20 protein-coding genes and 1 other annotated feature are annotated in these 22380 nt (G+C 57.0%); of the genes, 11 read left to right on the forward strand and 9 right to left on the reverse strand.

The genetic code is table 11. The features are described from left to right. Nucleotides 1–100: 100 nt before the first annotated feature. Genes trpA through DBY73_RS13765 form a run of 5 tightly spaced genes read right to left on the reverse strand, consistent with a single transcriptional unit; the run spans nt 101 to nt 6633 of the window. Complete coding sequence (trpA, locus tag DBY73_RS13745; protein WP_112011664.1) at nt 101–910, reverse strand: tryptophan synthase subunit alpha; 810 nt, start codon at nt 908–910, stop codon at nt 101–103. Beyond that, entirely contained in the window at nt 910–2103 is a 1194-nt protein-coding gene (trpB, locus tag DBY73_RS13750; RefSeq protein WP_112011665.1) for a tryptophan synthase subunit beta, read from the reverse strand. Before trpB ends, trpA begins: the two co-directional genes overlap by 1 nt. Before the next feature lie 10 nt (nt 2104–2113). Continuing rightward, nucleotides 2114–3472, reverse strand: coding sequence for a bifunctional indole-3-glycerol-phosphate synthase TrpC/phosphoribosylanthranilate isomerase TrpF (trpCF, locus tag DBY73_RS13755; protein WP_112011666.1), 1359 nt, complete (start codon nt 3470–3472; stop codon nt 2114–2116). 3 nt (nt 3473–3475) lie between these two features. Next, nucleotides 3476–5071 carry a bifunctional anthranilate synthase glutamate amidotransferase component TrpG/anthranilate phosphoribosyltransferase TrpD gene (gene trpD, locus DBY73_RS13760; RefSeq protein ID WP_112011667.1) on the reverse strand — a complete coding sequence of 532 codons (1596 nt, stop codon included), beginning with the start codon at nt 5069–5071 and terminating at the stop codon, nt 3476–3478. Then, complete coding sequence (locus DBY73_RS13765; protein WP_112011668.1) at nt 5071–6633, reverse strand: anthranilate synthase component 1; 1563 nt, start codon at nt 6631–6633, stop codon at nt 5071–5073. The genes trpD and DBY73_RS13765 overlap by 1 nt, the downstream gene beginning before the upstream one ends. Before the next feature lie 23 nt (nt 6634–6656). Continuing rightward, nucleotides 6657–6751 (reverse strand) — a sequence feature (Trp leader region). 160 nt (nt 6752–6911) lie between these two features. On the opposite strand from DBY73_RS13765, the gene rnm reads away from it, so the two are divergent. The 3 genes from rnm (at nt 6912) to rluB (ending at nt 9382) form a co-directional block, all read left to right on the forward strand. Continuing rightward, nucleotides 6912–7793 carry an RNase AM gene (gene rnm / locus DBY73_RS13770; protein WP_112011669.1) on the forward strand — a complete coding sequence of 294 codons (882 nt, stop codon included), beginning with the start codon at nt 6912–6914 and terminating at the stop codon, nt 7791–7793. Next, the gene (locus DBY73_RS13775) at nt 7790–8410 is read left to right on the forward strand and encodes an L-threonylcarbamoyladenylate synthase (RefSeq protein WP_112011670.1); all 621 of its coding nucleotides are present in this window, start codon (nt 7790–7792) and stop codon (nt 8408–8410) included. The genes rnm and DBY73_RS13775 overlap by 4 nt, the downstream gene beginning before the upstream one ends. A gap of 96 nt (nt 8411–8506) precedes the next feature. Continuing rightward, the gene (rluB, locus tag DBY73_RS13780; RefSeq protein WP_112011671.1) at nt 8507–9382 is read left to right on the forward strand and encodes a 23S rRNA pseudouridine(2605) synthase RluB; all 876 of its coding nucleotides are present in this window, start codon (nt 8507–8509) and stop codon (nt 9380–9382) included. Between the two features lie 35 nt (nt 9383–9417). On the opposite strand, the gene cobO is transcribed toward rluB, so the two are convergent. Together cobO and DBY73_RS13790 are read right to left on the reverse strand one after the other, a co-directional pair. Further along, nucleotides 9418–10008, reverse strand: a complete 591-nt coding sequence (gene cobO, locus DBY73_RS13785) for a cob(I)yrinic acid a,c-diamide adenosyltransferase (RefSeq protein ID WP_112011672.1) — start codon at nt 10006–10008, stop codon at nt 9418–9420. After that, nucleotides 10005–10766, reverse strand: a complete 762-nt coding sequence (locus DBY73_RS13790) for a YciK family oxidoreductase (RefSeq protein WP_112011673.1) — start codon at nt 10764–10766, stop codon at nt 10005–10007. Before DBY73_RS13790 ends, cobO begins: the two co-directional genes overlap by 4 nt. Nucleotides 10767–11029: 263 nt before the next feature. Here DBY73_RS13790 and sohB point away from each other — a divergent pair, with 263 nt between their 5' ends. After that, complete coding sequence (gene sohB / locus DBY73_RS13795; protein ID WP_112011674.1) at nt 11030–12076, forward strand: protease SohB; 1047 nt, start codon at nt 11030–11032, stop codon at nt 12074–12076. A gap of 34 nt (nt 12077–12110) precedes the next feature. Here sohB and DBY73_RS13800 read toward each other — a convergent pair whose 3' ends face one another. Then, nucleotides 12111–12362 carry a YciN family protein gene (locus DBY73_RS13800; protein ID WP_112011675.1) on the reverse strand — a complete coding sequence of 84 codons (252 nt, stop codon included), beginning with the start codon at nt 12360–12362 and terminating at the stop codon, nt 12111–12113. Nucleotides 12363–12760: 398 nt separating this feature from the next. On the opposite strand from DBY73_RS13800, the gene topA reads away from it, so the two are divergent. The 5 genes from topA (at nt 12761) to acnA (ending at nt 20249) form a co-directional block, all read left to right on the forward strand. Further along, a complete protein-coding gene (gene topA / locus DBY73_RS13805) occupies nt 12761–15358 on the forward strand; it encodes a type I DNA topoisomerase (RefSeq protein WP_112011676.1) in 2598 nt (865 codons plus the stop codon). A gap of 184 nt (nt 15359–15542) precedes the next feature. Continuing rightward, a complete protein-coding gene (gene cysB / locus DBY73_RS13810; RefSeq protein WP_010431770.1) occupies nt 15543–16517 on the forward strand; it encodes an HTH-type transcriptional regulator CysB in 975 nt (324 codons plus the stop codon). Nucleotides 16518–16854: 337 nt separating this feature from the next. Continuing rightward, nucleotides 16855–16995: a YmiA family putative membrane protein gene (locus DBY73_RS13815; protein ID WP_220092928.1), complete on the forward strand. Its 141-nt coding sequence runs from the start codon at nt 16855–16857 to the stop codon at nt 16993–16995. A 316-nt stretch (nt 16996–17311) separates the two neighbouring features. After that, nucleotides 17312–17410: a small membrane protein YmiC gene (ymiC, locus tag DBY73_RS22335; protein WP_349254576.1), complete on the forward strand. Its 99-nt coding sequence runs from the start codon at nt 17312–17314 to the stop codon at nt 17408–17410. Between the two features lie 163 nt (nt 17411–17573). After that, on the forward strand, nt 17574–20249 hold the full coding sequence (gene acnA / locus DBY73_RS13820) for an aconitate hydratase AcnA (RefSeq protein WP_112011678.1): 2676 nt from the start codon (nt 17574–17576) through the stop codon (nt 20247–20249). 112 nt (nt 20250–20361) lie between these two features. On the opposite strand, the gene ribA is transcribed toward acnA, so the two are convergent. Further along, nucleotides 20362–20952: a GTP cyclohydrolase II gene (gene ribA / locus DBY73_RS13825; protein WP_112011679.1), complete on the reverse strand. Its 591-nt coding sequence runs from the start codon at nt 20950–20952 to the stop codon at nt 20362–20364. Between the two features lie 197 nt (nt 20953–21149). Here ribA and pgpB point away from each other — a divergent pair, with 197 nt between their 5' ends. Beyond that, nucleotides 21150–21917 carry a phosphatidylglycerophosphatase B gene (pgpB, locus tag DBY73_RS13830; RefSeq protein ID WP_112011725.1) on the forward strand — a complete coding sequence of 256 codons (768 nt, stop codon included), beginning with the start codon at nt 21150–21152 and terminating at the stop codon, nt 21915–21917. A gap of 148 nt (nt 21918–22065) precedes the next feature. Continuing rightward, on the forward strand, nt 22066–22374 hold the full coding sequence (locus tag DBY73_RS13835; protein ID WP_112011680.1) for a LapA family protein: 309 nt from the start codon (nt 22066–22068) through the stop codon (nt 22372–22374). Nucleotides 22375–22380 lie beyond the last annotated feature (6 nt).

The following is a 22380-nucleotide window of genomic DNA, read 5'->3' on the forward strand; positions in this document are numbered from 1 at the left end:
CACACCGAAAATATCGACGGGATCAATTTTGCGCTAACCCTTTAGGGCAGGCGAAAGAAGAGGGGGAACCGTCTGGCTGCGGCGCCAGACGGTAACCAGATTACGCTGTATGCGTTGCGGCTTTCATTGCGCTGACGAATGCTTTCAGTTCAGCCAGCATTTGCTCCGGCTTATCGAGGTTCTTTTCGATGATTTTCACAATCGCGGAGCCGGAAATAGCACCGGCCGCGTTAGCGTCAATCGCTGCGGTGACCTGTTCAGGTGAAGAGATACCAAAGCCCTGCAGCGGCGGGGCCGCGTGGTATTCCGCCAGCTTTTCAACCAGGTGATGCAGCGGCAGCGCGGCCTTGTTTTCTGCCCCGGTGACCCCGGCACGAGAAAGCAGGTAGGTATATCCGCGTCCGTGTGAGGCGATCTGGCGCAGCAGCTCGTCATCGGCGTTTGGCGGGCAGATGAAAATGGGCGCTACGCCGTGGCGCATTGCCGCCTGGCGGAACGGGGCAGACTCTTCGACCGGCACGTCGGCCACCAGCACGGAGTCAACGCCCACGCGCGCGCACTCGGCGTAAAATTCGTCAATGCCGCGGTTGAACACCAGGTTGGCGTACATCAGCAGGCCGATGGGGATCGTCGGGTGCTTCTGGCGGATCGCCGCCAGCATTTCAAAACACTGGGTCGGCGTCACGCCCGCGGCGAACGCGCGCAGGGTGGCATTCTGAATGGTCGGGCCGTCCGCCAGCGGATCGGAGAACGGAATGCCCAGCTCCAGCGCATCGGCTCCGGCTTCAATCAGGGCGTCGATAATTTTCAGCGACTGCTCCGGGCCCGGATCGCCCAGCGTAACGAAGGGGACGAACGCGCCCTCCCGGCGGGCCTTCAGCTCTGCAAATACGTTATCGTAGCGTTCCATCAGATTTCCCCTCGTGCTTTCAAAATATCGTGAACGGTGAAGATATCTTTGTCACCGCGACCGGAAAGGTTCACCACCAGCAGCTGCTCTTTTTCCGGGTTTTCTTTCATCATTTTCAGGGCGTGTGCCAGCGCGTGCGAGGACTCCAGCGCCGGGATGATCCCTTCATGCCGTGAAAGCGCTTTAAAGGCTTCCAGCGCCTCGTCATCGGTTATCGAAACATACTCCGCGCGGCCAATGCTGTTCAGGTGCGCGTGCTGCGGCCCCACGGACGGGAAGTCCAGTCCGGCGGAAATGGAGTAGGACTCCTCGATCTGGCCTTCGTCCGTCTGCATCATCGGCGACTTCATGCCGAAGTAAATCCCAACGCGACCGTGCTTCAGCGGCGCGCCGTGCTCGCCGGAGTCAATACCGTGCCCGGCAGGCTCAACGCCGATCAGCCCCACGCGATCGTCGTCGATGAAGTCAGCGAACATGCCGATGGCGTTAGAACCGCCGCCGACGCAGGCGATGACCGCGTCAGGAAGACGACCTTCTTTTTCGACAATTTGCACTTTTGTCTCTTCGCCAATCATGCGCTGGAACTCACGCACGATGGTCGGGAACGGGTGCGGGCCCGCCGCGGTGCCGAGCATATAGTGCGCGGTGTCATAGCTGCCGGACCAGTCGCGGAGCGCCTCGTTGCAGGCATCCTTCAGCGTGGCGGAACCGCTATGAACCGGGATCACTTCCGCACCCATCAGGCGCATGCGGAAGACGTTCGGCGACTGGCGCTCCACGTCCTTCGCGCCCATGTAGATGCGGCACTTCAGGCCGAGCAGGGCGCTCGCCAGCGCCGACGCCACGCCGTGCTGGCCCGCACCGGTTTCGGCGATGATTTCGGTTTTCCCCATGCGCTTCGCCAGAAGCGCCTGGCCCAGCACCTGGTTCGTTTTGTGCGCGCCGCCGTGCAGCAGGTCTTCACGCTTGAGGTACAGCGTGGTTTTCGTGCCTTCGGTCAGGTTGCGGCATTTGGTCAGCGCCGTCGGGCGGCCCGCGTAGTTTTTCAGCAGGTCGGTAAATTCAGCCTGAAACGCCGGATCTTTCTGCGCGCTCACAAACGCTTCTTCCAGCTGGCGCAGCGCGGGCATCAGGATTTGCGGAACGTACATCCCGCCGAACTCGCCAAAATACGGGTTTAGTAATGTCGTCATCTTCTCTTCCTTAATATGCACGCAGAGTTTTAAAGACCGAGGCCAGCTTGCTGGCATCTTTTATGCCGGGCTGGGACTCTACGCCTGAATTGAAATCGAGGCCCGCGCAGCCGGCTTTTGCCGCTTCTACGCAGTTATCCGGGCTCAAGCCGCCCGCGAGTAAAACGTTGTCGAGCGTTTCGCCGCTCAGCAGCGACCAGTCAAAACGCTGTCCGGTGCCGCCCTGGCCGTTATCGAGCACGTATTTGTCGACGTGGTTCAGGTTACGCGGGGGCAGGGCACTGCCTACGCTCTGCGCCTTCCAGATCTGTACCTGAGGCGCCAGAACGGCGCGCAGGGCGTCGATATAGGCCTGGTCTTCGCTGCCGTGAAGCTGTACCGCGCTCAGGGATAACGAGTCGGCTTTTGCGGCCACGTCTGCAACATCCGCATTGCGGAAGACGCCGACGTAGCGAAGCGGCGCGCCCGCAGTGACCTGACGCGCCTGCTCTACCGTCACGGCGCGCGGAGAGCTTTCAACAAAAATCAGCCCGCCGTAAATGGCGCCCGCTTCATACGCGGCCAGCGCATCCTGCTCGCGGGTTAAGCCGCACACTTTATTTTCACCCAGCAGCACGCGGCGCACCGCGGCGTTGAGATCGTCATGCTCCATCATCGCGGAGCCGATCAGGAAGCCGTTCGCAAAGTGGCTCAGCTCGCGCACCTGAGCGTAGCTGTTAATCCCCGACTCGCTGATCACCGTCACGCCGGGACCCAGGCGCGGCGCCAGCTGGCGGGTGCGATTGAGGTCGATGGACAGGTCGCGCAGATCGCGGTTGTTGATGCCAACCACTTTGGCCTCCAGCGCAATCGCGCGCTCCAGCTCCTCTTCGTTGCTCACCTCGGTCAGCACGCCCATGTTAAGGCTGTGCGCGACCGCAGCAAGCTGGCGATACTGTTCATCGTCGAGCACCGAAAGCATCAGCAGGCAGGCGTCGGCCTGGTAAAAGCGCGCCAGCCAAATCTGATAAGGGTCGATAATAAAGTCTTTGCACAGGATCGGCTGCGGCGCGATGCCGCTGACGATAGGCAGAAAGTCGAAGCTGCCCTGAAAGTATTTCTCATCCGTCAGCACGGAAATGGCCGACGCATGATGCTTATAGATACCGGCTATGCGCGCCGGGTCGAAATCGTCGCGGATGACGCCTTTAGACGGAGAGGCTTTTTTGCACTCCAGAATAAACGCGGTACGCGCGCCCTGCAGGGCATCATAGAAGCGTCGGCTGCTCGGCACGACGTCGTTCTGAAAGCCAGCCAGCGGCTGCTGCGCCTTGCGGGCTTCCACCCAGATGGCCTTATCGGCAACGATTTTCGCTAAAACGGTCTGCATGTTTTACCCTCTTGCCGCAAGTGCGGTAACGCGGTCGTAAGCTGCACCCGAGCGCAGCACGTCCAGAACTTTTCGAGCGTTGATCTTCAGATCTTCCTCACCGTGTAAACGCATCAGCATGGCGACGTTGGCCGCCACGGCGGCCTCGTGGGCGGCCTCTCCTTTACCTTGTAATAAGCGCGTCAGAATGTCACGGTTTTCTTCCGGCGTGCCGCCCGCCAGCGCCTCCTGACGATACGGCGTCAGGCCGAAGTCGGCTGCCTCAAGCTGATAGTTAAGAATTTCACCGTCGCGCAGTTCGGCCACCACGGTAGGCGCGTGCAGGGACACTTCGTCCATGCCGCCGCTGTGCACCACCGCCGCGCGCTGGTAGCCCAGCACGCGCAGGGTTTCGGCGATCGGCAGCACCAGCTCGGGGCTGTAAACGCCGATCAGCGCCAGCGGCGGATGCGCCGGGTTAATCAGCGGGCCGAGTACGTTAAACAGCGTGCGGGTTTTAAGCTGCTGGCGAACCGGCATCGCGTGGCGAAAACCGGTGTGATACTTCGGCGCGAACAGGAAGCAGACGCCCAGATCGTCCAGCGCTTCACGCGAGCGTTCAGCCTGCATGTCGAGGTTGATGCCAAACGCGGCCAGCAGATCCGATGAGCCCGAACGGCTGGAGACGCTGCGGTTGCCGTGCTTGGCCACTTTCATACCGCACGCCGCCGCGACGAACGCGCTGGCGGTGGAGATATTGATGCTGTTGCTGCCGTCGCCGCCGGTGCCGACGATGTCGGCAAACTGATAGTCCGGGCGCGGGAACGGCGCGGCGTTTTCCAGCAGGGCCGTAGCGGCGCCGGCGATCTCCTGCGGGCTTTCGCCGCGCACCTTCATGCTCACCAGCGCTGCGGCGAGCTGCTCAGGCTTCAGCTCGCCGCGCACCACGGCGGAGAAGAGCTGGTGGCTTTCCTGCTGGCTCAGGGTCTGCGCCTGATACAGTTTTTCCAGAATCGGCTGCAGGGTGTTGGTTTGCTCGAGCTTCTGCAGCGCCCAGTCGAGCGTTTGCTCCAGCAGGCGAGCGCCGTTGGAGGTCAGAATCGACTCCGGATGGAACTGCATGCCGCAGACGCGATCCGCGTCGTGACGCACCGCCATCACCATGCCTTCGAACGAGGCGTTAACGGTCAAGCCCGCCGGGATATTGCTGCCAACCAGCGAGTGGTAGCGCGCGACCGGCAGCGGGTTCGGCAGCCCGGCAAACATCGCCTGGCCGTCATGTTCAATGCTTGACGCTTTCCCGTGCAGGATCTCGCCCGCCTGGCCGACGTAGCCGCCGTAGGCTTCAACGATCGCCTGGTGGCCGAGGCAGATGCCGATAATCGGCAGCTTGCCGCGCATGCGGGTCAGCAGTTCCGGCATGCAGCCCGCTTCGCTCGGCGCGCCTGGGCCAGGAGAGAGCATCAGCACCGGGTTTTGCATGGTGCCGAGACGCTCGATCAGCGTTTGCGCCGGAACATGGTTACGATAGATAACGACGTTGTGGCCATTCGCACGCAGCTGATCTGCCAGGTTATAGGTAAAGGAGTCGATATTATCGAGCAGCAGAATGTCAGCCATCAGAAAATCTCCTGTGCGTGATGGGCGGTAGCAATGGCGCGCAGAACCGCGCGGGCCTTACTGCGAGTTTCGTCAGCTTCAGACTGCGGAACAGAATCCAGAACCACGCCGGCCCCCGCCTGAACGGTGGCAATGCCGTCCTCCACGTAGGCGGAGCGGATCACAATGCAGGTGTCCAGATCGCCATGCGCGGTAAAGTACCCCACGGCGCCGCCGTAGCTGCCGCGTCGGCGGCCTTCGGCTTCAGCAATCAGCTGCATTGCGCGAACCTTCGGCGCGCCGCTCAGGGTGCCCATATTCATACAGGCGCGGTAGGCGTGCAGCACGTCGAGGTCGCTGCGCAGCTCGCCGACCACGCGGGAGACCAGGTGCATCACGAAGGAATAACGGTCGACTTTGGTTAAGTCGGCCACGTAGCGGCTGCCGGGGGTGCAAATGCGCGCCAGATCGTTACGGGCCAGATCGACGAGCATCAGGTGCTCGGACAGCTCCTTGTGGTCGGTGCGCATTTCCAGCTCGATGCGGCTGTCGAGATCGCGATCGAGCGTGCCGTCGGCGCGGCGGCCGCGCGGGCGCGTTCCGGCAATGGGGTAGATCTCAATCTGACGGCTGGCGGCATCGTATTTCAGCGAGCTTTCCGGCGACGCGCCGAACAGCGTGAAGTCGTTGTCCTGCATGAAAAACATGTACGGGCTCGGGTTGCTCTTTTTCAGTACGTCATAGGCCGCCAGCGGCGACGGGCAGGGCAGAGAGAAGCGGCGGGACGGCACCACCTGAAAAATTTCCCCGGCGCGAATGGCCTTTTGCATCTGGCGCACGACGGCACCAAAGCGATCGTCGCTCTGGTTCACGTCGCACTGCATGTGCTCGACGCGCTGAACCGGCAGCGCGGGCGGCGCCTCGGTCATCTGCTGCTGAAGCTGGGCAATGCGGTGCTCAAGACGCTGCTTTTCGGCACCGCTTGGGGTAAACAGGCTGGCCTGGATGCGGGTATATTTTTTCTGATGGTCGATCACCAGCAGGGTTTCCGCGAGGTAGAAACAGTAGTCCGGGCAGCGGTTGTCTTGCTCTGTTTCCGGTAGTGCTTCGAAGCCCGCGACCAGGTCATAGGCAAACAGCCCGCCGAAGAACATCGCTTCACGCTCGTTTTCCGGCACGTTGACCAGGTTTTGCAGCAGGCGGAAGGCGTCGAACACGGACAGAGAGCAGAGGCGCGCGTCTTCGTCTAAAAGCTGGCTGACCGGCGGGAAATGCAGGGTCCGCATTTCCGGATGGCGTTCATTTTCGATACCCGCAGGGAGGGCAGCGTCCAGCAGCGGCAGCAGGGCGGCACCGTTCTCGGACAGGGCCTTAATAGTGACGGTGTCACCTAACGCGGTGATGCGCAGCGCGCTGTCGACCAGCAGCAGGCTTTTAAGATCGTCTTTGCTGTCGATATCTGCCGATTCCAGCAGCAGTGTTGCCGGACGCGCGCCGCAGACCTGATGAAACAGCGCGGTTGGGTTGTGGCGATAGACCGCCTCGCAGGTCAGCAGTTCGAGGTGAGGTTTGGCTGTTTGCATTATGTTGTTCTCGTTTTCTGTTCAAAAAAAAGCCCGCTTGGTAGCGGGCTGGGTATCTGTTTGCTGTTCGCAGACGCGTGACACTGCCCGATAATCAGGAAGTGCGCCACCAACCGTGCAGGGTGCGATATGCCGTCATTTGCAGATACCTCTCTCGTGTGAACTTGTGTACTAGTTAACTAGTTCGATGGCGTGTTGTCAACCCTTGATTTCAGAATTTCGCCTTAAGTCGTTACTATAGGGTTTTTGGATATCTCCAACCTGCTATAGGACGTGCTTTGAGCGATAACACTTATGCCGTGATTTATGATTTACACAGCCATACTCAGGCTTCTGACGGCCTTCTTACGCCCGAAGCGCTGGTGCACCGGGCTGTGGAAATGCGCGTCGGCACGCTGGCGATAACCGATCACGATACGACAGACGCCATCCCCGCGGCGCGCGCGGAAATAGCCCGCAGCGGCATCGCGCTGAATCTGATTTCCGGCGTTGAAATTTCTACCCTCTGGGAAAACCATGAAATTCATATTGTTGGGCTGAATATTGATATCGAACATCCGGCAATGCGTGCGTTTTTGCAAGAACAAAAAGCGCGCCGAAACCAGCGCGCGGAGATGATCGGCGAGCGCCTCGAAAAAGCGCACATCCCGGGCGCGCTGGCGGGAGCGCAAAAGCTGGCGAACGGCGGAGCGGTGACGCGCGGCCATTTTGCCCGCTTTCTGGTTGCAGAAGGCAAGGCGAACACCATGGCGGACGTCTTTAAAAAATATCTGGCGCGCGGGAAAACCGGTTACGTTCCGCCGCAGTGGTGTACAATAAAACAAGCTATTGATGTGATTCATCATTCTGGCGGTAAGGCCGTGCTGGCCCACCCGGGGCGGTATAATCTTTCTGCTAAATGGCTGAAAAGACTGCTGGCACACTTTGCCGAATGCGGCGGCGAGGCGATGGAAGTCTCCCAGTGCCAGCAGGCTCCCCATGAGCGAACGCAGCTTGCCACCTATGCGCGCCAGTTTGGTTTACTGGCGTCACAGGGCTCTGATTTTCATCAGCCCTGCGCGTGGATTGAGCTGGGGCGCAAGCTTTGGCTTCCCGCGGGCGTGGAACCCGTCTGGCAGCTCTGGGAACAGCCGCAGCAAATTGAAGAGAGGGAAGTATGAGTCAGTTTTTCTATATCCATCCGGATAACCCGCAGCCGCGTTTGATCAACCAGGCGGTGGAGATCGTGCGTAAGGGCGGCGTGATCGTTTACCCAACTGATTCCGGCTACGCGCTGGGCTGCAAAATCGAAGATAAAGGGGCGATGGAGCGCATCTGCCGCATTCGCCAGCTGCCGGACGGGCATAATTTCACCCTGATGTGCCGCGATCTTTCCGAGCTCTCCACCTACGCGTATGTCGATAACGTGGCGTTTCGCATGATCAAAAACAACACGCCCGGCAACTACACCTTCATCCTGAAAGGGACGAAAGAGGTGCCGCGCCGCCTGCTGCAGGAAAAACGCAAAACCATCGGGATGCGCGTGCCGTCAAACCCGATTGCGCAGGCGCTGCTGGAAACGCTGGGCGAGCCGATGCTCTCCACCTCCCTGATGCTGCCGGGCAGCGAGTTTACCGAGTCCGATCCGGAAGAGATCAAAGATCGGCTTGAGAAGCACGTGGAGCTGATTATCCACGGCGGCTATCTTGGTCAGCAGCCGACGACGGTGGTGGATTTGACCGAAGATGCGCCTGAAGTGATCCGCGAAGGCGTGGGTGATGTTAAGCCTTTCTTGTAAGGGTGTAAGCAGCTATACTACGCGGCCATCAAATTGGGGCGAGGCCCCGTTTTGACCTGATTCGACGCCTGTGAAGGCGACACCTGAGGAAGCTCAATGAGCGAGAAGTTACAGAAAGTGCTGGCGCGCGCCGGCCACGGTTCACGCCGTGAAATCGAAGCTATTATTGAAGCCGGCCGCGTGAGCGTGGACGGTAAAATCGCTACGCTGGGCGACCGCGTAGAAATCGTGCCGGGGCTAAAGATCCGTATCGACGGCCATCTGATCTCCGTCAAAGAGTCAGCGGAGCAGATTTGCCGCGTGCTGGCCTACTACAAGCCCGAAGGCGAGCTGTGTACCCGCAACGACCCGGAAGGTCGCCCGACGGTATTTGACCGTCTGCCTAAGCTGCGCGGCGCGCGCTGGATTGCCGTTGGCCGTCTGGACGTGAACACTTGCGGCCTGCTGCTGTTCACCACTGACGGTGAACTGGCAAACCGCCTGATGCACCCAAGCCGTGAAGTTGAGCGTGAATATGCCGTGCGCGTGTTCGGCCAGGTTGACGAGAACAAGCTGCGCGATCTCTCGCGTGGCGTTCAGCTTGAGGATGGCCCCGCGGCGTTCAAAACCATCAAATTTACCGGTGGTGAAGGCATTAACCAGTGGTACAACGTCACCCTGACCGAAGGGCGCAATCGCGAAGTGCGTCGCCTGTGGGAAGCGGTAGGCGTGCAGGTTAGCCGCCTGATTCGCGTTCGCTATGGCGATATCCTGCTGCCAAAAGGCCTTCCGCGCGGAGGTTACACCGAGCTGGATCTGACGCAAACGAACTACCTGCGCGAGCTGGTGGGCCTGACGCCGGAAACCACCTCTAAAGTGGCGGTAGAAAAAGATCGTCGTCGTATGAAGGCGAACCAGATCCGACGCGCGGTTAAGCGCCACAGCCAGGTCAGCGGCGGCCGTCGCTCCGGCAGCCGAAACAACAACGGTTAATCTAAAAGCCCGGTGAAAACACCGGGCTTTTTTCTCTAATAATCAATGCCAATTTGCGCTTTGATGCCTGCATCAAACGCATGTTTGACCGGACGCAGCTCGCTGACGGTATCGGCCATGTCCAGAATATCCCGATGACACCCTCGTCCCGTCACAATCACCGTCTGGTGAGCAGGGCGATTTTTCAGCGCGTCCAGCACCTCGTGCAGCGGCAGATAGTCATAGGCCACCATGTAGGTGATTTCGTCCAATAGCACCATGTTTAGCGAAGGATCGGCCAGCATGCGCCTGGCGTGCGACCAGACGGCCAGGCACGCGGCCGTGTCGGTGTCCCGATTCTGCGTATCCCACGTAAATCCGGTCGCCATCACCTGAAACTCGACGCCGTGCGGTTCAAGCAGGTTACGCTCGCCGTTGGGCCATTCCCCTTTAATAAACTGAATCACGCCGACCTTCTGGCCGTGACCCACGGCCCGCGCGGCGGTGCCAAACGCGGCGGTGGTTTTTCCTTTGCCGTTTCCGGTAAAGACGATAACAATCCCGCGCTCGTCCTGGGCTGCGGCCACGCGGGCATCAACCTGTTCCTTCAGACGCTGCTGGCGCTGCTGGTGGCGTTCTTCACTCATTGAGAAATCCCCGGTTTGCGCCCCGGCTGGGCATCAAAGGTCATGCCGGTTTTACGGCGGCTGTCGTCACCCATCAGCCAGAGGTAGAGCGGCATAATGTCGGCTGGGGTCTTGAGCTTCTGCGGATCTTCGGTCGGGAAGGCGCTGGCGCGCATTTTGGTGCGCGTGCCGCCCGGGTTAATGCAGTTTACGCGCAGATGGCGGCTCTGATACTCCTCGGCCAGCACCTGCATCATCCCTTCGGTGGCAAATTTAGAGACGGCGTAGGCGCCCCAGTTGGCGCGTCCCTGACGGCCAACGCTGGAAGAGGTGAAGACCAGCGATCCGGATTCCGACTTGAGTAATAAAGGAAGCAGCGCCTGGGTCAGGAAAAACGTGCCATTGATGTTGACCTGCATGACCTGCTGCCAGATCTCGGGATTTTGTTCGTCCATGGGGCGTACTTCGCCCAGCAGGCCAGCATTGTGCAGCACGCCGTCAAGACGCGGAAAATGGGCGCTAATGCGCTGTGCCAGCGCCTGACAGGCTTCAGGCGTGCAGGTCAATAAATCGAGCGTGTACCACGGGGTTACGTTGCCGCCGACGCGTTCAACCTCCTGGGCCACTTTTTTGAGTTTCTCTTCGTTGCGCCCTAAAAGGATGACGCTCGCGCCGTATTCGGCATAGGTCAGGGCGGCTTCGCGCCCGATTCCATCGCTGGCTCCCGTCACTAAGATAATGCGGTCCTGCAGCAGATTTTTTTGCGGTTGATAATGCACGGTGGCTCCTCAGGCGCACGGGCCGTGAACTGCGCCTTCTTTATATATGACTTTATGACTTTTCGGGTTTATGCCCGAAACAGGCTAAGATTTCAATCAGTCTACAGGAGGGATCGCTGTGAAATTAACAATTTGCAAAGATTTAAACCAGAATGTAGTGATTCCTGAAGGGGGCTCGCAAGGGTAATGTCTTGGGCAAGACGCCTGCACAGGGCTGTTGTACACTGGCGTGAAAGAATCGTGGTTAAATCAAGGTGGAACGCGTGGAATTACTTTCTCAATATGGGTTGTTTTTGGCCAAAATCGTGACGGTGGTGGTGGCCATCGCGGTGATTGCGGTCCTGGTTGTGAACCTGACGCAGCGCAAGCGTCAGCGCGGCGAGCTACGCATAACCCGCCTGAGCGAACAGTATGCCGACATGCAGGAAGAGATGTCGCTGTCCCTGCTGGATAGCCATCAGCAGAAGCTGTGGCTGAAAGCGCAGAAGAAAAAGCATAAGCAGGAGGCTAAGGCCGCCAAAGCCAAAGCGAAACTGAATGCGCCGCAGGATGAAGCAAAGCCGCGCGTGTATGTTCTCGATTTCAAAGGCAGCATGGATGCCCACGAAGTCACTTCGTTACGCGAAGAGGTGACGGCGGTGATGGCGGTAGCGAAACCGCAGGATCAGGTGGTTGTCCGTCTCGAAAGCCCCGGTGGCGTGGTCCACGGCTACGGTCTGGCCGCTTCACAGCTGCAGCGCCTGCGCGAAAAACAGATCCCGCTGACCGTTGCCGTGGATAAAGTGGCGGCAAGCGGTGGCTATATGATGGCGTGCGTTGCGGATAAAATTGTCGCGGCTCCGTTTTCCATCATTGGCTCCATCGGCGTAGTGGCGCAAATCCCTAACTTCAACCGCTTCCTGAAAAACAAAGAGATCGATATCGAACTGCATACGGCCGGTCAGTACAAGCGCACCCTGACGCTGCTGGGCGAGAATACCGAAGAGGGGCGTCAGAAGTTTCGTGAGGATCTGAACGAAACGCATCATCTTTTTAAAGATTTTGTACACCGCATGCGTCCGACGCTCGACATTGAGCAGGTCGCGACGGGCGAACACTGGTACGGCGTGCAGGCTCAGGAAAAAGGGCTGGTTGACGAGGTTGGCACCAGCGACGATTTGCTCCTGAATTTGATGGAGGGCCGTGAGCTGATTGGCGTACGCTTTGCCCAGCGCAAGCGTCTGCTCGATCGCTTTACCAACAGCGCAGCGGAAAGCGCGGACCGCCTGCTGCTGCGCTGGCTGCAGCGCAGCCAAAAGCCGCTGCTATAAACAAAAACGCGAGGCATCTGCCTCGCGTTTTGCATTAATCGACCAGGTGATATTTCTCTGACAGCGTGTGCGCCAGGTATTTAAACATGTTAAATACGGCAGTACTTTTCGGGGTGGGCAGCCCCTGCTCGTCAAGGAAATACTCGCCGCTGAAGACCAGCACGCCGTTGCGTTGCTCCACGCCGGTCGCCTCAATGCCAGACAGGGTGTCTTCGTGGTTGCGAATCAGTTTGTTCGCTTCGATAAGCAGAGTTGCTCGATCGATGGGTTGGGTTGTTTTCTGCATAATCTACTCCTTAAACAGACACGTTAGTCTACGCCGACGGCCTTGTAGGGGCAAATTTTCCCTGTAAGTTGAGGGGGTAAGGGCTGTGTCAGCAAGTGGCGGTATTTGCTTTTGCATGCTAATAAAGTTGCGTAACGAATTTTATCAGGTACAGTGTGCGCTTTCGTCATTCTGGCAACAGAATTGCTTGACATTCGACCGGAAATTCGTCACGAATTAGCACCGTAGTGAAAAAATTCCCGATAACTCAATGACCTGGATGTCATGTATCTGGCGTTCGGTAAGACAGAGGGGTTGATATCCCCTGGCGAAGTCGCAATATCTATGGCTCGTCGTCAGCGGAAGGGAAATCAACGTGCGGCGTATTCCTGGAAGAATTAAATTAGGTAAAGGTGAATATGGGTAAAGCTCTCGTTATCGTTGAGTCCCCGGCAAAAGCCAAAACGATCAATAAGTATCTGGGTAATGACTACGTGGTTAAGTCCAGCGTCGGTCATATCCGCGATTTGCCGACCAGTGGCTCAGCCAGCAAAAAGAGCGCAGACTCTACCTCCACCAAAGGGGCTAAAAAGCCTAAAAAGGATGAACGTAGCGCGCTTGTCAACCGCATGGGGGTTAACCCATGGCACAACTGGGATGCACAGTACGAAGTGCTGCCAGGTAAAGAAAAAGTCGTTAACGAGCTGAAGCAGCTTGCAGAAAAAGCTGACCACATCTATCTCGCAACCGACCTTGACCGCGAAGGGGAGGCCATTGCATGGCACCTGCGGGAAGTGATCGGGGGTGATGACAAACGCTACAGTCGCGTAGTGTTTAACGAAATTACAAAGAATGCGATTCGTCAGGCGTTTGAAAAGCCGGGCGAACTGAACATTGACCGCGTAAATGCCCAGCAGGCGCGTCGCTTTATGGACCGCGTTGTGGGCTACATGGTTTCTCCACTGCTGTGGAAAAAAATTGCCCGCGGCCTGTCTGCCGGTCGCGTGCAGTCCGTTGCCGTGCGTCTGGTCGTAGAGCGCGAGCGTGAGATCAAGGCATTCGTTCCAGAAGAGTTCTGGGAGGTGGATGCAAACGTCACCACGCCGGGCGGTGATGCGCTGCCGCTGCAGGTAAGCCATCATCACGATAAACCGTTCCGTCCAGAGAACCGCGAACAGACCATGGCCGCGGTGGCGCTGCTCGAGAAAGCGCGTTACCAGGTACTGGAGCGTGAAGACAAGCCGACCAGCAGCAAGCCGGGCGCGCCGTTTATTACGTCCACCCTGCAACAGGCTGCAAGCACGCGTCTCGGCTACGGCGTGAAGAAAACCATGATGATGGCGCAGCGCCTGTACGAAGCGGGCTATATCACCTATATGCGTACTGACTCTACCAACCTGAGCCAGGATGCCGTGAGCATGGTGCGTGACTACATCAGCGACAACTTCGGCAAAAAATACCTGCCGGAGGCGGCAAACCAGTACGCCAGCAAGGAAAATTCCCAGGAAGCGCACGAAGCGATTCGTCCTTCTGACGTTTCCGTGCTGGCCGAATCGCTCAAGGATATGGAGGCCGACGCGCAGAAGCTATACCAGCTGATCTGGCGTCAGTTCGTGGCGTGTCAGATGACGCCGGCGAAATATGACTCCACCACGCTGACCGTTGGCGCAGGGGACTTCCGCCTTAAAGCGCGCGGCCGTATTTTGCGCTTTGACGGCTGGACGAAGGTGATGCCTGCGCTGCGTAAAGGCGATGAAGACAGAACGCTGCCTGCGGTAAACAAGGGCGATGAGCTGTCCCTGGTCGACCTGGTTCCTGCTCAGCACTTTACCAAGCCGCCGGCGCGCTTCAGCGAAGCCTCGCTGGTTAAAGAACTGGAAAAACGCGGAATTGGCCGTCCGTCGACCTATGCGTCGATCATTTCGACCATTCAGGACCGCGGTTACGTTCGCGTGGAAAGCCGCCGCTTTTACGCCGAAAAAATGGGCGAGATCGTCACCGATCGTCTGGAAGCTAACTTCCGCGAGCTGATGAACTACGATTTCACCGCGCAGATGGAAGACAGCCTTGACCAGGTTGCCAGCCACCAGGCGGAGTGGAAGAAAGTCCTCGACAGCTTCTTTAGCGACTTTACCAACCAGCTGGAAAAAGCCGAGAAAGCCCCTGAAGAGGGCGGCATGCTGCCTAACGAAATGGTGCTCACCAGCATCGACTGCCCAACCTGCGGTCGCAAAATGGGCATCCGCACGGCGACAACGGGCGTCTTCCTGGGCTGTTCTGGCTATGCGTTTTCGCCGAAAGAGCGCTGCAAAACCACCATTAACCTGGTACCAGAGAACGAAGTGCTTAACGTGCTGGAAGGTGACGATGCGGAAACCAACGCGCTGCGCGCCAAGCGCCGCTGCCAGAAGTGCGGCACGGCGATGGATAGCTATCTGATCGATCCAAAACGTAAACTGCACGTGTGTGGTAATAACCCGACGTGCGATGGTTACGAGATTGAAGAAGGTGAGTTCCGCATTAAGGGCTACGATGGCCCAATCGTTGAGTGTGAGAAATGTGGTTCTGAGATGCACCTGAAAATGGGGCGTTTCGGTAAGTACATGGCCTGTACTAACGACGAGTGCAAGAACACGCGTAAAATCCTGCGTAACGGTGAAGTCGCGCCGCCGAAGGAAGATCCGGTTCCGCTGCCAGAGCTGCCGTGTGAAAAATCCGACGCGTACTTCGTGCTGCGCGACGGTGCTGCCGGGGTCTTCCTCGCCGCTAACACCTTCCCGAAATCGCGCGAAACGCGTGCGCCGTTGGTTGAAGAGCTGTACCGCTTCCGCGATCGCCTGCCGGAAAAACTGCGCTATCTGGCCGATGCGCCTCAGCAGGACCCTGAAGGTAACAAGACCGTGGTACGCTTTAGCCGTAAAACGAAGCAGCAGTACGTCGCCGCGGAGAAAGAGGGTAAAGCAACGGGGTGGTCAGCGTTCTTCGTGGACGGTAAATGGGTTGAAGGTAAAAAATAACCTGCATTATCCGTAAATTACCTGTTAAAGGGCCGGGCTTCCGGCCCTTTTTTATTACCTGTTATTATTTTTTGTTACGGACTATACACTCGGGCTATAAATGATATAGTGGTTATAGTTAACCCTTTTCTTATTATTAAATCGTATTAAGCGATTGACCCGTGCGCTAATCGGATGGTCCGGCATGAAACTACAGCAGCTTCGCTATATCGTTGAAGTGGTAAACCACAACCTTAACGTCTCTTCTACGGCCGAGGGCCTTTATACCTCCCAGCCCGGCATCAGCAAGCAGGTCAGAATGCTGGAGGATGAGCTTGGTATTCAAATCTTTGCCCGCAGCGGTAAACACCTGACGCAGGTCACGCCAGCAGGGCAGGAGATCATTCGTATCGCCCGCGAGGTGCTCTCTAAAGTTGATGCGATAAAGTCGGTTGCGGGGGAACATACCTGGCCGGATAAAGGATCGCTTTATATCGCCACGACGCATACGCAGGCGCGCTATGCGCTGCCTGGAGTTATTAAGGGCTTTATCGAGCGTTACCCGCGCGTGTCGCTGCATATGCACCAGGGGTCGCCAACGCAAATCGCGGAAGCGGTTTCCAAGGGCAACGCGGACTTTGCCATCGCTACCGAAGCGCTGCACCTGTACGACGATCTGGTTATGCTGCCTTGCTATCATTGGAACCGCTCGATCGTTGTTACCCCGGATCACCCGCTGGCCGGGAAGGGCTCCGTGACCATTGAAGAGCTGGCGCAGTATCCGCTGGTGACCTACACCTTCGGATTTACGGGCCGTTCAGAGCTCGACACCGCCTTTAATCGCGCGGGATTAACGCCGCGGATCGTGTTTACCGCGACGGATGCCGACGTCATCAAAACGTACGTGCGTCTGGGGCTTGGGGTTGGCGTCATCGCCAGCATGGCGGTTGATCCCGTCTCCGACCCGGACCTGGTGCGTCTTGACGCCCATGACGTTTTCAGCCACAGCACGACAAAAATAGGCTTCCGCCGTAGCACCTTCCTGCGCAGCTATATGTATGATTTTATTCAGAGATTTGCGCCACATTTAACCCGCGACGTGGTAGACACCGCAGTGGCATTGCGTTCAAACGAAGATATCGAGGAGATGTTTAAAGATATTAAGCTTCCCGCTAAATAATCACTTCCGGTATCTTTCCTTTAAGGGAAGATACCGAAATATCCCCCTCAAAGCTAAATTAGAATTATCATCATCTGCGGCTTAACCAATATAATCGCGTAAACCATTTTAACAGTGTGGTTAATGTGTCGTTGAATTGCGACAAAAGTAGAAAGTATTTTACAGCTTCGCAAATAATTCTTTTCAATTATTTATTTCTGGTCAAAAGAATGAATAATTCCCGCCCCAGGACGCGTAAATTCACTGGCTTTTCGGCTAAAGTTTCTTTAGGATTTATCTCATCAGATGATTACTTGTACCAATTGTTGGTCTCGAAATGATAAGCGAAGTCGATTATATGAGGTTAGCAATGCCAACAGGAAGTGAAGAACCGCAAAGGGATCCTGCACTAAAGCGTAAAGCCTGGCTGGCGGTCTTTCTCGTCTCCGCCCTGTTTTGGGTGGCGGTTGCTCTCCTGGCCTGGAAATTTTGGGGTTAACTATGGCTCTTACGGCACGTGTAGAAACGCTAAAGCAAATGTGTCAGCCTCGTGACGGTGGTCATAAGGTTGCAAAGGCGCCGGCAACCAGTGTGCCAGCGTCATGGAAACTGACTCCACAGCAGCAAGCCTTTATTGATCTGTTCGCAGAAGACGAACCGAAAAAACAATAATTTGCTTTTATCGCGCTATTAAATCCGGCCCGATTCCTTAACACTCTCTTTGTTCCTTTGTACTCTTTGATAAATACACATCAGCAATATAGACCTGAGGCCAGCCTCGGAATGTTTAATTAATAAAGCCTGGTGTACGGATGGTGAATAACATGACAACGCTTAAATACTGGTCATGGCTCGGCGTTTTTTCCGTGTCGACCCTGTTCTGGTGCCAGCTTATCTGGCTGGCCTTCGTCTAAATCCCAAAACCTCGCCGCGGCGGGGTTTTTTGTTTTAGAGGGGCCAGGACTCGTCGGAAATTTATCAATTTGGGTTGTTATCAAAACGTTACGACATCTTTGTGTTATCTTTAATTACGGCCCTGATGATTATCAGGGTATCTCTGTGATTAAGGAGGAGCTTATGTCGTTAACCCTACGCGAAGCCAGTAAGGACACGCTACAGGCAGAAAACAAAACCTGGCACTACTACAGCCTGCCGCTGGCAGCCAAAACACTTGGGGACATTTCGCGGTTACCTAAGTCGCTAAAAGTTTTGCTGGAAAACCTCTTGCGCTGGCAGGACGAGGACTCCGTTACTGCTGAAGACATCCATGCGCTCGCGGGATGGCTTAAAAGCGCCCATGCCGACAGGGAAATCGCCTATCGTCCGGCCAGGGTGTTGATGCAAGATTTCACCGGCGTGCCTGCCGTGGTGGACTTAGCCGCCATGCGTGAAGCCGTTAAGCGGCTTGGCGGCGATACGGCAAAAGTTAACCCGCTCTCTCCGGTCGATCTTGTCATTGACCACTCCGTCACCGTCGACCACTTCGGTGATGACGATGCCTTCGGCGAGAACGTCCGCCTTGAGATGGAACGCAACCATGAGCGCTACGTCTTTCTGAAATGGGGAAAACAGGCGTTTAGCCGCTTCAGCGTGGTTCCACCGGGAACGGGGATTTGCCACCAGGTTAACCTTGAGTACCTGGGCAAAGCGGTCTGGAGCGAGCTTCAGGACAAGGAGTGGGTCGCTTATCCGGATACGCTGGTGGGGACCGATTCCCACACCACCATGATTAACGGCCTCGGCGTGCTGGGCTGGGGCGTCGGCGGTATTGAAGCCGAGGCGGCGATGCTCGGCCAGCCCGTGTCGATGCTGATCCCGGACGTGGTGGGCTTTAAGCTAACCGGAAAGCTTTCGGAAGGCATTACGGCCACCGACCTGGTGTTGACCGTTACGCAAATGCTGCGCAAGCACGGCGTCGTCGGTAAATTTGTGGAATTTTACGGCGATGGCCTGGATTCACTTCCTCTCGCCGATCGCGCCACCATTGCCAACATGGCGCCGGAATACGGCGCAACCTGCGGCTTTTTCCCGATTGACGGCGTAACGCTGGAATACATGCGCCTCAGCGGCCGCAGCGAGGAGCAGGTCGCGCTGGTCGAGGCGTACACCAAAGCGCAGGGAATGTGGCGTAACCCCGGCGACGAGCCGGTCTTTACCAGCACGCTTGAGCTGGACATGGGCACGGTCGAGGCCAGCTTGGCAGGGCCGAAGCGCCCACAGGACCGCGTTGCGCTGCACAACGTGCCGCAGGCGTTTGCGGCCAGCAACGAGCTGGAAGTTAACGCCGCGCAAAAAGATCATCGCCCGATCGACTATGTCATGAACGGACATCAGTATCAGCTCCCTGACGGCGCGGTGGTTATCGCCGCCATCACCTCATGCACTAACACCTCAAACCCGAGCGTGCTGATGGCTGCTGGCCTGCTGGCTAAAAAAGCGGTGGAGCTTGGCCTTAAAACCCAGCCGTGGGTGAAAGCCTCTCTGGCACCTGGTTCTAAGGTGGTGTCAGACTACCTGGCCCATGCGAAGCTTACGCCTTATCTGGATGAGCTTGGCTTTAACCTCGTGGGGTATGGCTGTACAACCTGCATCGGCAACTCCGGGCCGCTGCCGGACCCCATTGAGACCGCCATTAAACAGGGCGATCTCACCGTCGGGGCCGTGCTTTCCGGTAACCGAAACTTTGAGGGGCGCATTCATCCGCTGGTGAAAACTAACTGGCTGGCCTCGCCGCCGCTGGTCGTGGCTTACGCCCTCGCCGGAAATATGAACATTAACCTGGCGAGCGACCCTATTGGGCACGACCGTAGAAATGAGCCTGTGTATCTGAAGGATATCTGGCCATCCTCGCAGGAAATCGCCCGCGCCGTTGAGCAGGTTTCGACGGAGATGTTCCGCAAAGAGTATGCGGAAGTCTTTGAAGGGACGCCGGAGTGGAAAGCGATCGAGGTGGCGGGTTCAGATACCTACGGCTGGCAGGATGATTCTACCTATATCCGCCTGTCGCCGTTCTTCGATGAGATGCAGGCGCAGCCTGAGCCGCTCAGGGATATTCACGGCGCGCGCATTCTGGCGATGCTCGGAGACTCGGTCACTACGGACCATATTTCCCCTGCGGGGAATATTAAAGCCGACAGCCCGGCGGGCCGCTATCTCCAGGCACGCGGCGTTGAGCGCCGTGACTTCAACTCCTACGGCTCGCGTCGCGGTAACCATGAAGTGATGATGCGCGGTACCTTTGCCAACATTCGCATTCGCAATGAATTGGTCCCGGGCGTGGAAGGTGGGATGACGCGTCATCTTCCGGGTGCGGACGTTGTCTCTATCTATGACGCAGCCGTTAAGTATCAGCAGGAAGGTACGCCGCTGGCGGTTATCGCCGGGAAAGAGTATGGCTCTGGGTCCAGCCGAGACTGGGCAGCGAAAGGCCCAAGGCTTCTGGGCGTGCGCGTGGTCATCGCGGAATCCTTCGAGCGTATTCACCGGTCAAACCTGATCGGCATGGGCATTCTGCCTCTGGAGTTTCCGCAGGGCGTGACCCGCAAAACGCTTGGGCTTACAGGCGAAGAGCTGATTGATATTAGCGGACTGCAGGCGCTTAAGCCGGGCAAAACGGTGCCGGTTAAGCTGACGCGCAAAGATGGAAAAACGGAGGTGCTGGAGTGTCGGTGTCGTATCGACACGGCTACGGAGCTGACGTACTACCAGAACGACGGTATTTTACACTATGTGATTCGTAAGATGCTGGGGTAGCGGCTTGTTTTGCCGGGCGGCGCTGCGCATGCCCGGCATACAACGAGCTACAAAAAGAGAGTGCAACTTATTACAGGCCCGCGCAGGCGAAATGCCGTCGGGCTTTTTAATTTTACTCTTTCAGCAGATGGCCCATCTTTGCGGCCTTAGTGTCAAGATAGTGGGCATTTTTTGAGTTACGGCCCACGATCAGCGGCACACGTTCGACAATATTGATCCCCGCTTCGGTGAGGATTTCCACCTTTTTGGGATTATTGGTGAGCAGGCGAACTTCATCAACGTTCAGCAGCTTGAACATATCCGCACAGAGGGTAAAGTCGCGCTCGTCCGCGGCAAAGCCGAGCTGGTGGTTAGCTTCTACGGTATCGTAGCCCTGATCCTGCAATGCATAGGCGCGGATTTTATTCAGCAGACCGATATTACGGCCTTCCTGGCGATGATAAAGCAGAATGCCGCGGCCTTCCTCAGCAATATGGGAAAGGGCAGCTTCCAGCTGAAAACCACAGTCACAGCGCAGGCTGAACAGGGCATCGCCCGTCAGGCATTCCGAATGCACGCGCGCCAGGACCGGCGTCTGCCCTGAAATGTCGCCAAACACTAAGGCAACGTGATCCTGCCCGGTTGCCAGTTCTTCAAATCCCACCATCAGGAAATCGCCCCATGGGGTTGGCAGTTTGGCTTCTGCCACACGTTTAAGCTGCATGTGATTCTCCAGAGTATGCTGACACGTTTCGTGCCTTAAGCCTGTTTGGCTTTCTGTATCTTCTCATTTTGCCACAAGCTCAGCGCGTTCGCCTAATGGCCGCCGAGCTATACGAACGTTAAACGCACGATCCGACATATCCAACGCAATCCAGAAATTCAGTTATGATTGGGGGGCTTAGCGAAAAAGGAGAAAACATGCTTTCTATCGCCAGACGAACGGCAGCCGGTGCGGCCGTATTACTGATAATGCCTCTTGCCGTGTGGATGTCAGGCTGGACGTGGCAGCCTGGGCATAACGCCGCATGGCTCAAAACGCTCTACTGGATAACCGAAACGGTGACGCAACCGTGGGGAATCATCACCCACGTGCTGCTCTGTGCCTGGTTTCTCTGGTGTCTGAGATTTCGGCTTAAGGCTGCACTGGTGCTTTTTGCGATTCTTGGCGGTGCCATTCTCGTCGGGCAGGGGGTGAAGTCCTTTGTCAAAGACCGGGTGCAGGAACCGCGTCCGTTCGTGGTGTGGCTGGAAAAAACGCACCATATTCCGGTAGATGAGTTCTACACTTTAAAGCGTAAAGATCGCGGTGCGCTGGTAAAAGAACAGCTTTCGGAACAGCAGGATGTTCCAGCGTTTCTACGCAAGCACTGGCAAAAAGAGACCGGTTTTGCCTTTCCTTCCGGGCACACCATGTTCGCCGCCAGCTGGGCGCTGCTGGGCGTGGGCCTGCTTTGGCCGCGACGCCGTACGGTGACTATTGCAGTGCTGCTGGTGTGGGCAACGGGCGTCATGGGAAGCCGGCTGCTGTTAGGCATGCATTGGCCGCGGGATCTGGTGGTTGCGACGCTTATCTCATGGCTACTGGTGACGTTGGCAACCTGGCTTGCTGAACGGGCTTGTGGGCCACTGACGCCGCCGCCGCAAGAGAAAGAAGAAATCGCCGAAAGGGACCAAAGCGGCGCCTGAAGGTTGATATTGCGCATTTTGCCCATAAATCCATGACTGGCGCGCGACTTTTTCCGTTTCGCGTCCGTCACTAAAATGGTAGTTTATAAGGCTGATTGCGGTAAGTTGAACACACTTTATTCGCTTAAACCACATAACGGGAAGTCATGTGAAATATTTACTCATTTTCTTACTGGTGTTGGCGATTTTTGTCATTTCAGTCACATTAGGCGCACAAAACGATCAGCAGGTAACGTTTAACTATCTGCTGGCGCAGGGCGAGTACCGTGTATCGAGCCTGTTGGCCGTCCTCTTTGCGGCTGGCTTCTTTATCGGCTGGCTGGTGTGTGGCCTGTTCTGGTTGAAGGTCCGTGTTTCACTTGTTCGCGCTGAACGTAAAATCAAACGACTTGAACATCAAATTGCGCCCGCGTCCGACGTTCCGGAAAGCTCTGGTGTGCCGGTAGCCAAGGAATAATCGAAT

The organism is Enterobacter sp. RIT418, assembly GCF_003057745.1.
Classification (GTDB): Bacteria; Pseudomonadota; Gammaproteobacteria; order Enterobacterales; family Enterobacteriaceae; genus Enterobacter.

Excerpts from the sequence above, each read along its gene's own strand:
- trpD (WP_112011667.1), bottom strand. The coding sequence starts at position 5,071 with ATGGCTGACATTCTGCTGCTCGATAATATCGACTCCTTTACCTATAAC.
- DBY73_RS13815 (WP_220092928.1), top strand. The coding sequence starts at position 16,855 with ATGAGGTTAGCAATGCCAACAGGAAGTGAAGAACCGCAAAGGGATCCT.
- topA (WP_112011676.1), top strand. The coding sequence starts at position 12,761 with ATGGGTAAAGCTCTCGTTATCGTTGAGTCCCCGGCAAAAGCCAAAACG.
- rluB (WP_112011671.1), top strand. The coding sequence starts at position 8,507 with ATGAGCGAGAAGTTACAGAAAGTGCTGGCGCGCGCCGGCCACGGTTCA.
- trpCF (WP_112011666.1), bottom strand. The coding sequence starts at position 3,472 with ATGCAGACCGTTTTAGCGAAAATCGTTGCCGATAAGGCCATCTGGGTG.
- pgpB (WP_112011725.1), top strand. The coding sequence starts at position 21,150 with ATGCTTTCTATCGCCAGACGAACGGCAGCCGGTGCGGCCGTATTACTG.
- ribA (WP_112011679.1), bottom strand. The coding sequence starts at position 20,952 with ATGCAGCTTAAACGTGTGGCAGAAGCCAAACTGCCAACCCCATGGGGC.
- DBY73_RS13800 (WP_112011675.1), bottom strand. The coding sequence starts at position 12,362 with ATGCAGAAAACAACCCAACCCATCGATCGAGCAACTCTGCTTATCGAA.
- acnA (WP_112011678.1), top strand. The coding sequence starts at position 17,574 with ATGTCGTTAACCCTACGCGAAGCCAGTAAGGACACGCTACAGGCAGAA.
- cysB (WP_010431770.1), top strand. The coding sequence starts at position 15,543 with ATGAAACTACAGCAGCTTCGCTATATCGTTGAAGTGGTAAACCACAAC.
- cobO (WP_112011672.1), bottom strand. The coding sequence starts at position 10,008 with ATGAGTGAAGAACGCCACCAGCAGCGCCAGCAGCGTCTGAAGGAACAG.
- DBY73_RS13765 (WP_112011668.1), bottom strand. The coding sequence starts at position 6,633 with ATGCAAACAGCCAAACCTCACCTCGAACTGCTGACCTGCGAGGCGGTC.
- DBY73_RS13775 (WP_112011670.1), top strand. The coding sequence starts at position 7,790 with ATGAGTCAGTTTTTCTATATCCATCCGGATAACCCGCAGCCGCGTTTG.
- trpA (WP_112011664.1), bottom strand. The coding sequence starts at position 910 with ATGGAACGCTACGATAACGTATTTGCAGAGCTGAAGGCCCGCCGGGAG.
- trpB (WP_112011665.1), bottom strand. The coding sequence starts at position 2,103 with ATGACGACATTACTAAACCCGTATTTTGGCGAGTTCGGCGGGATGTAC.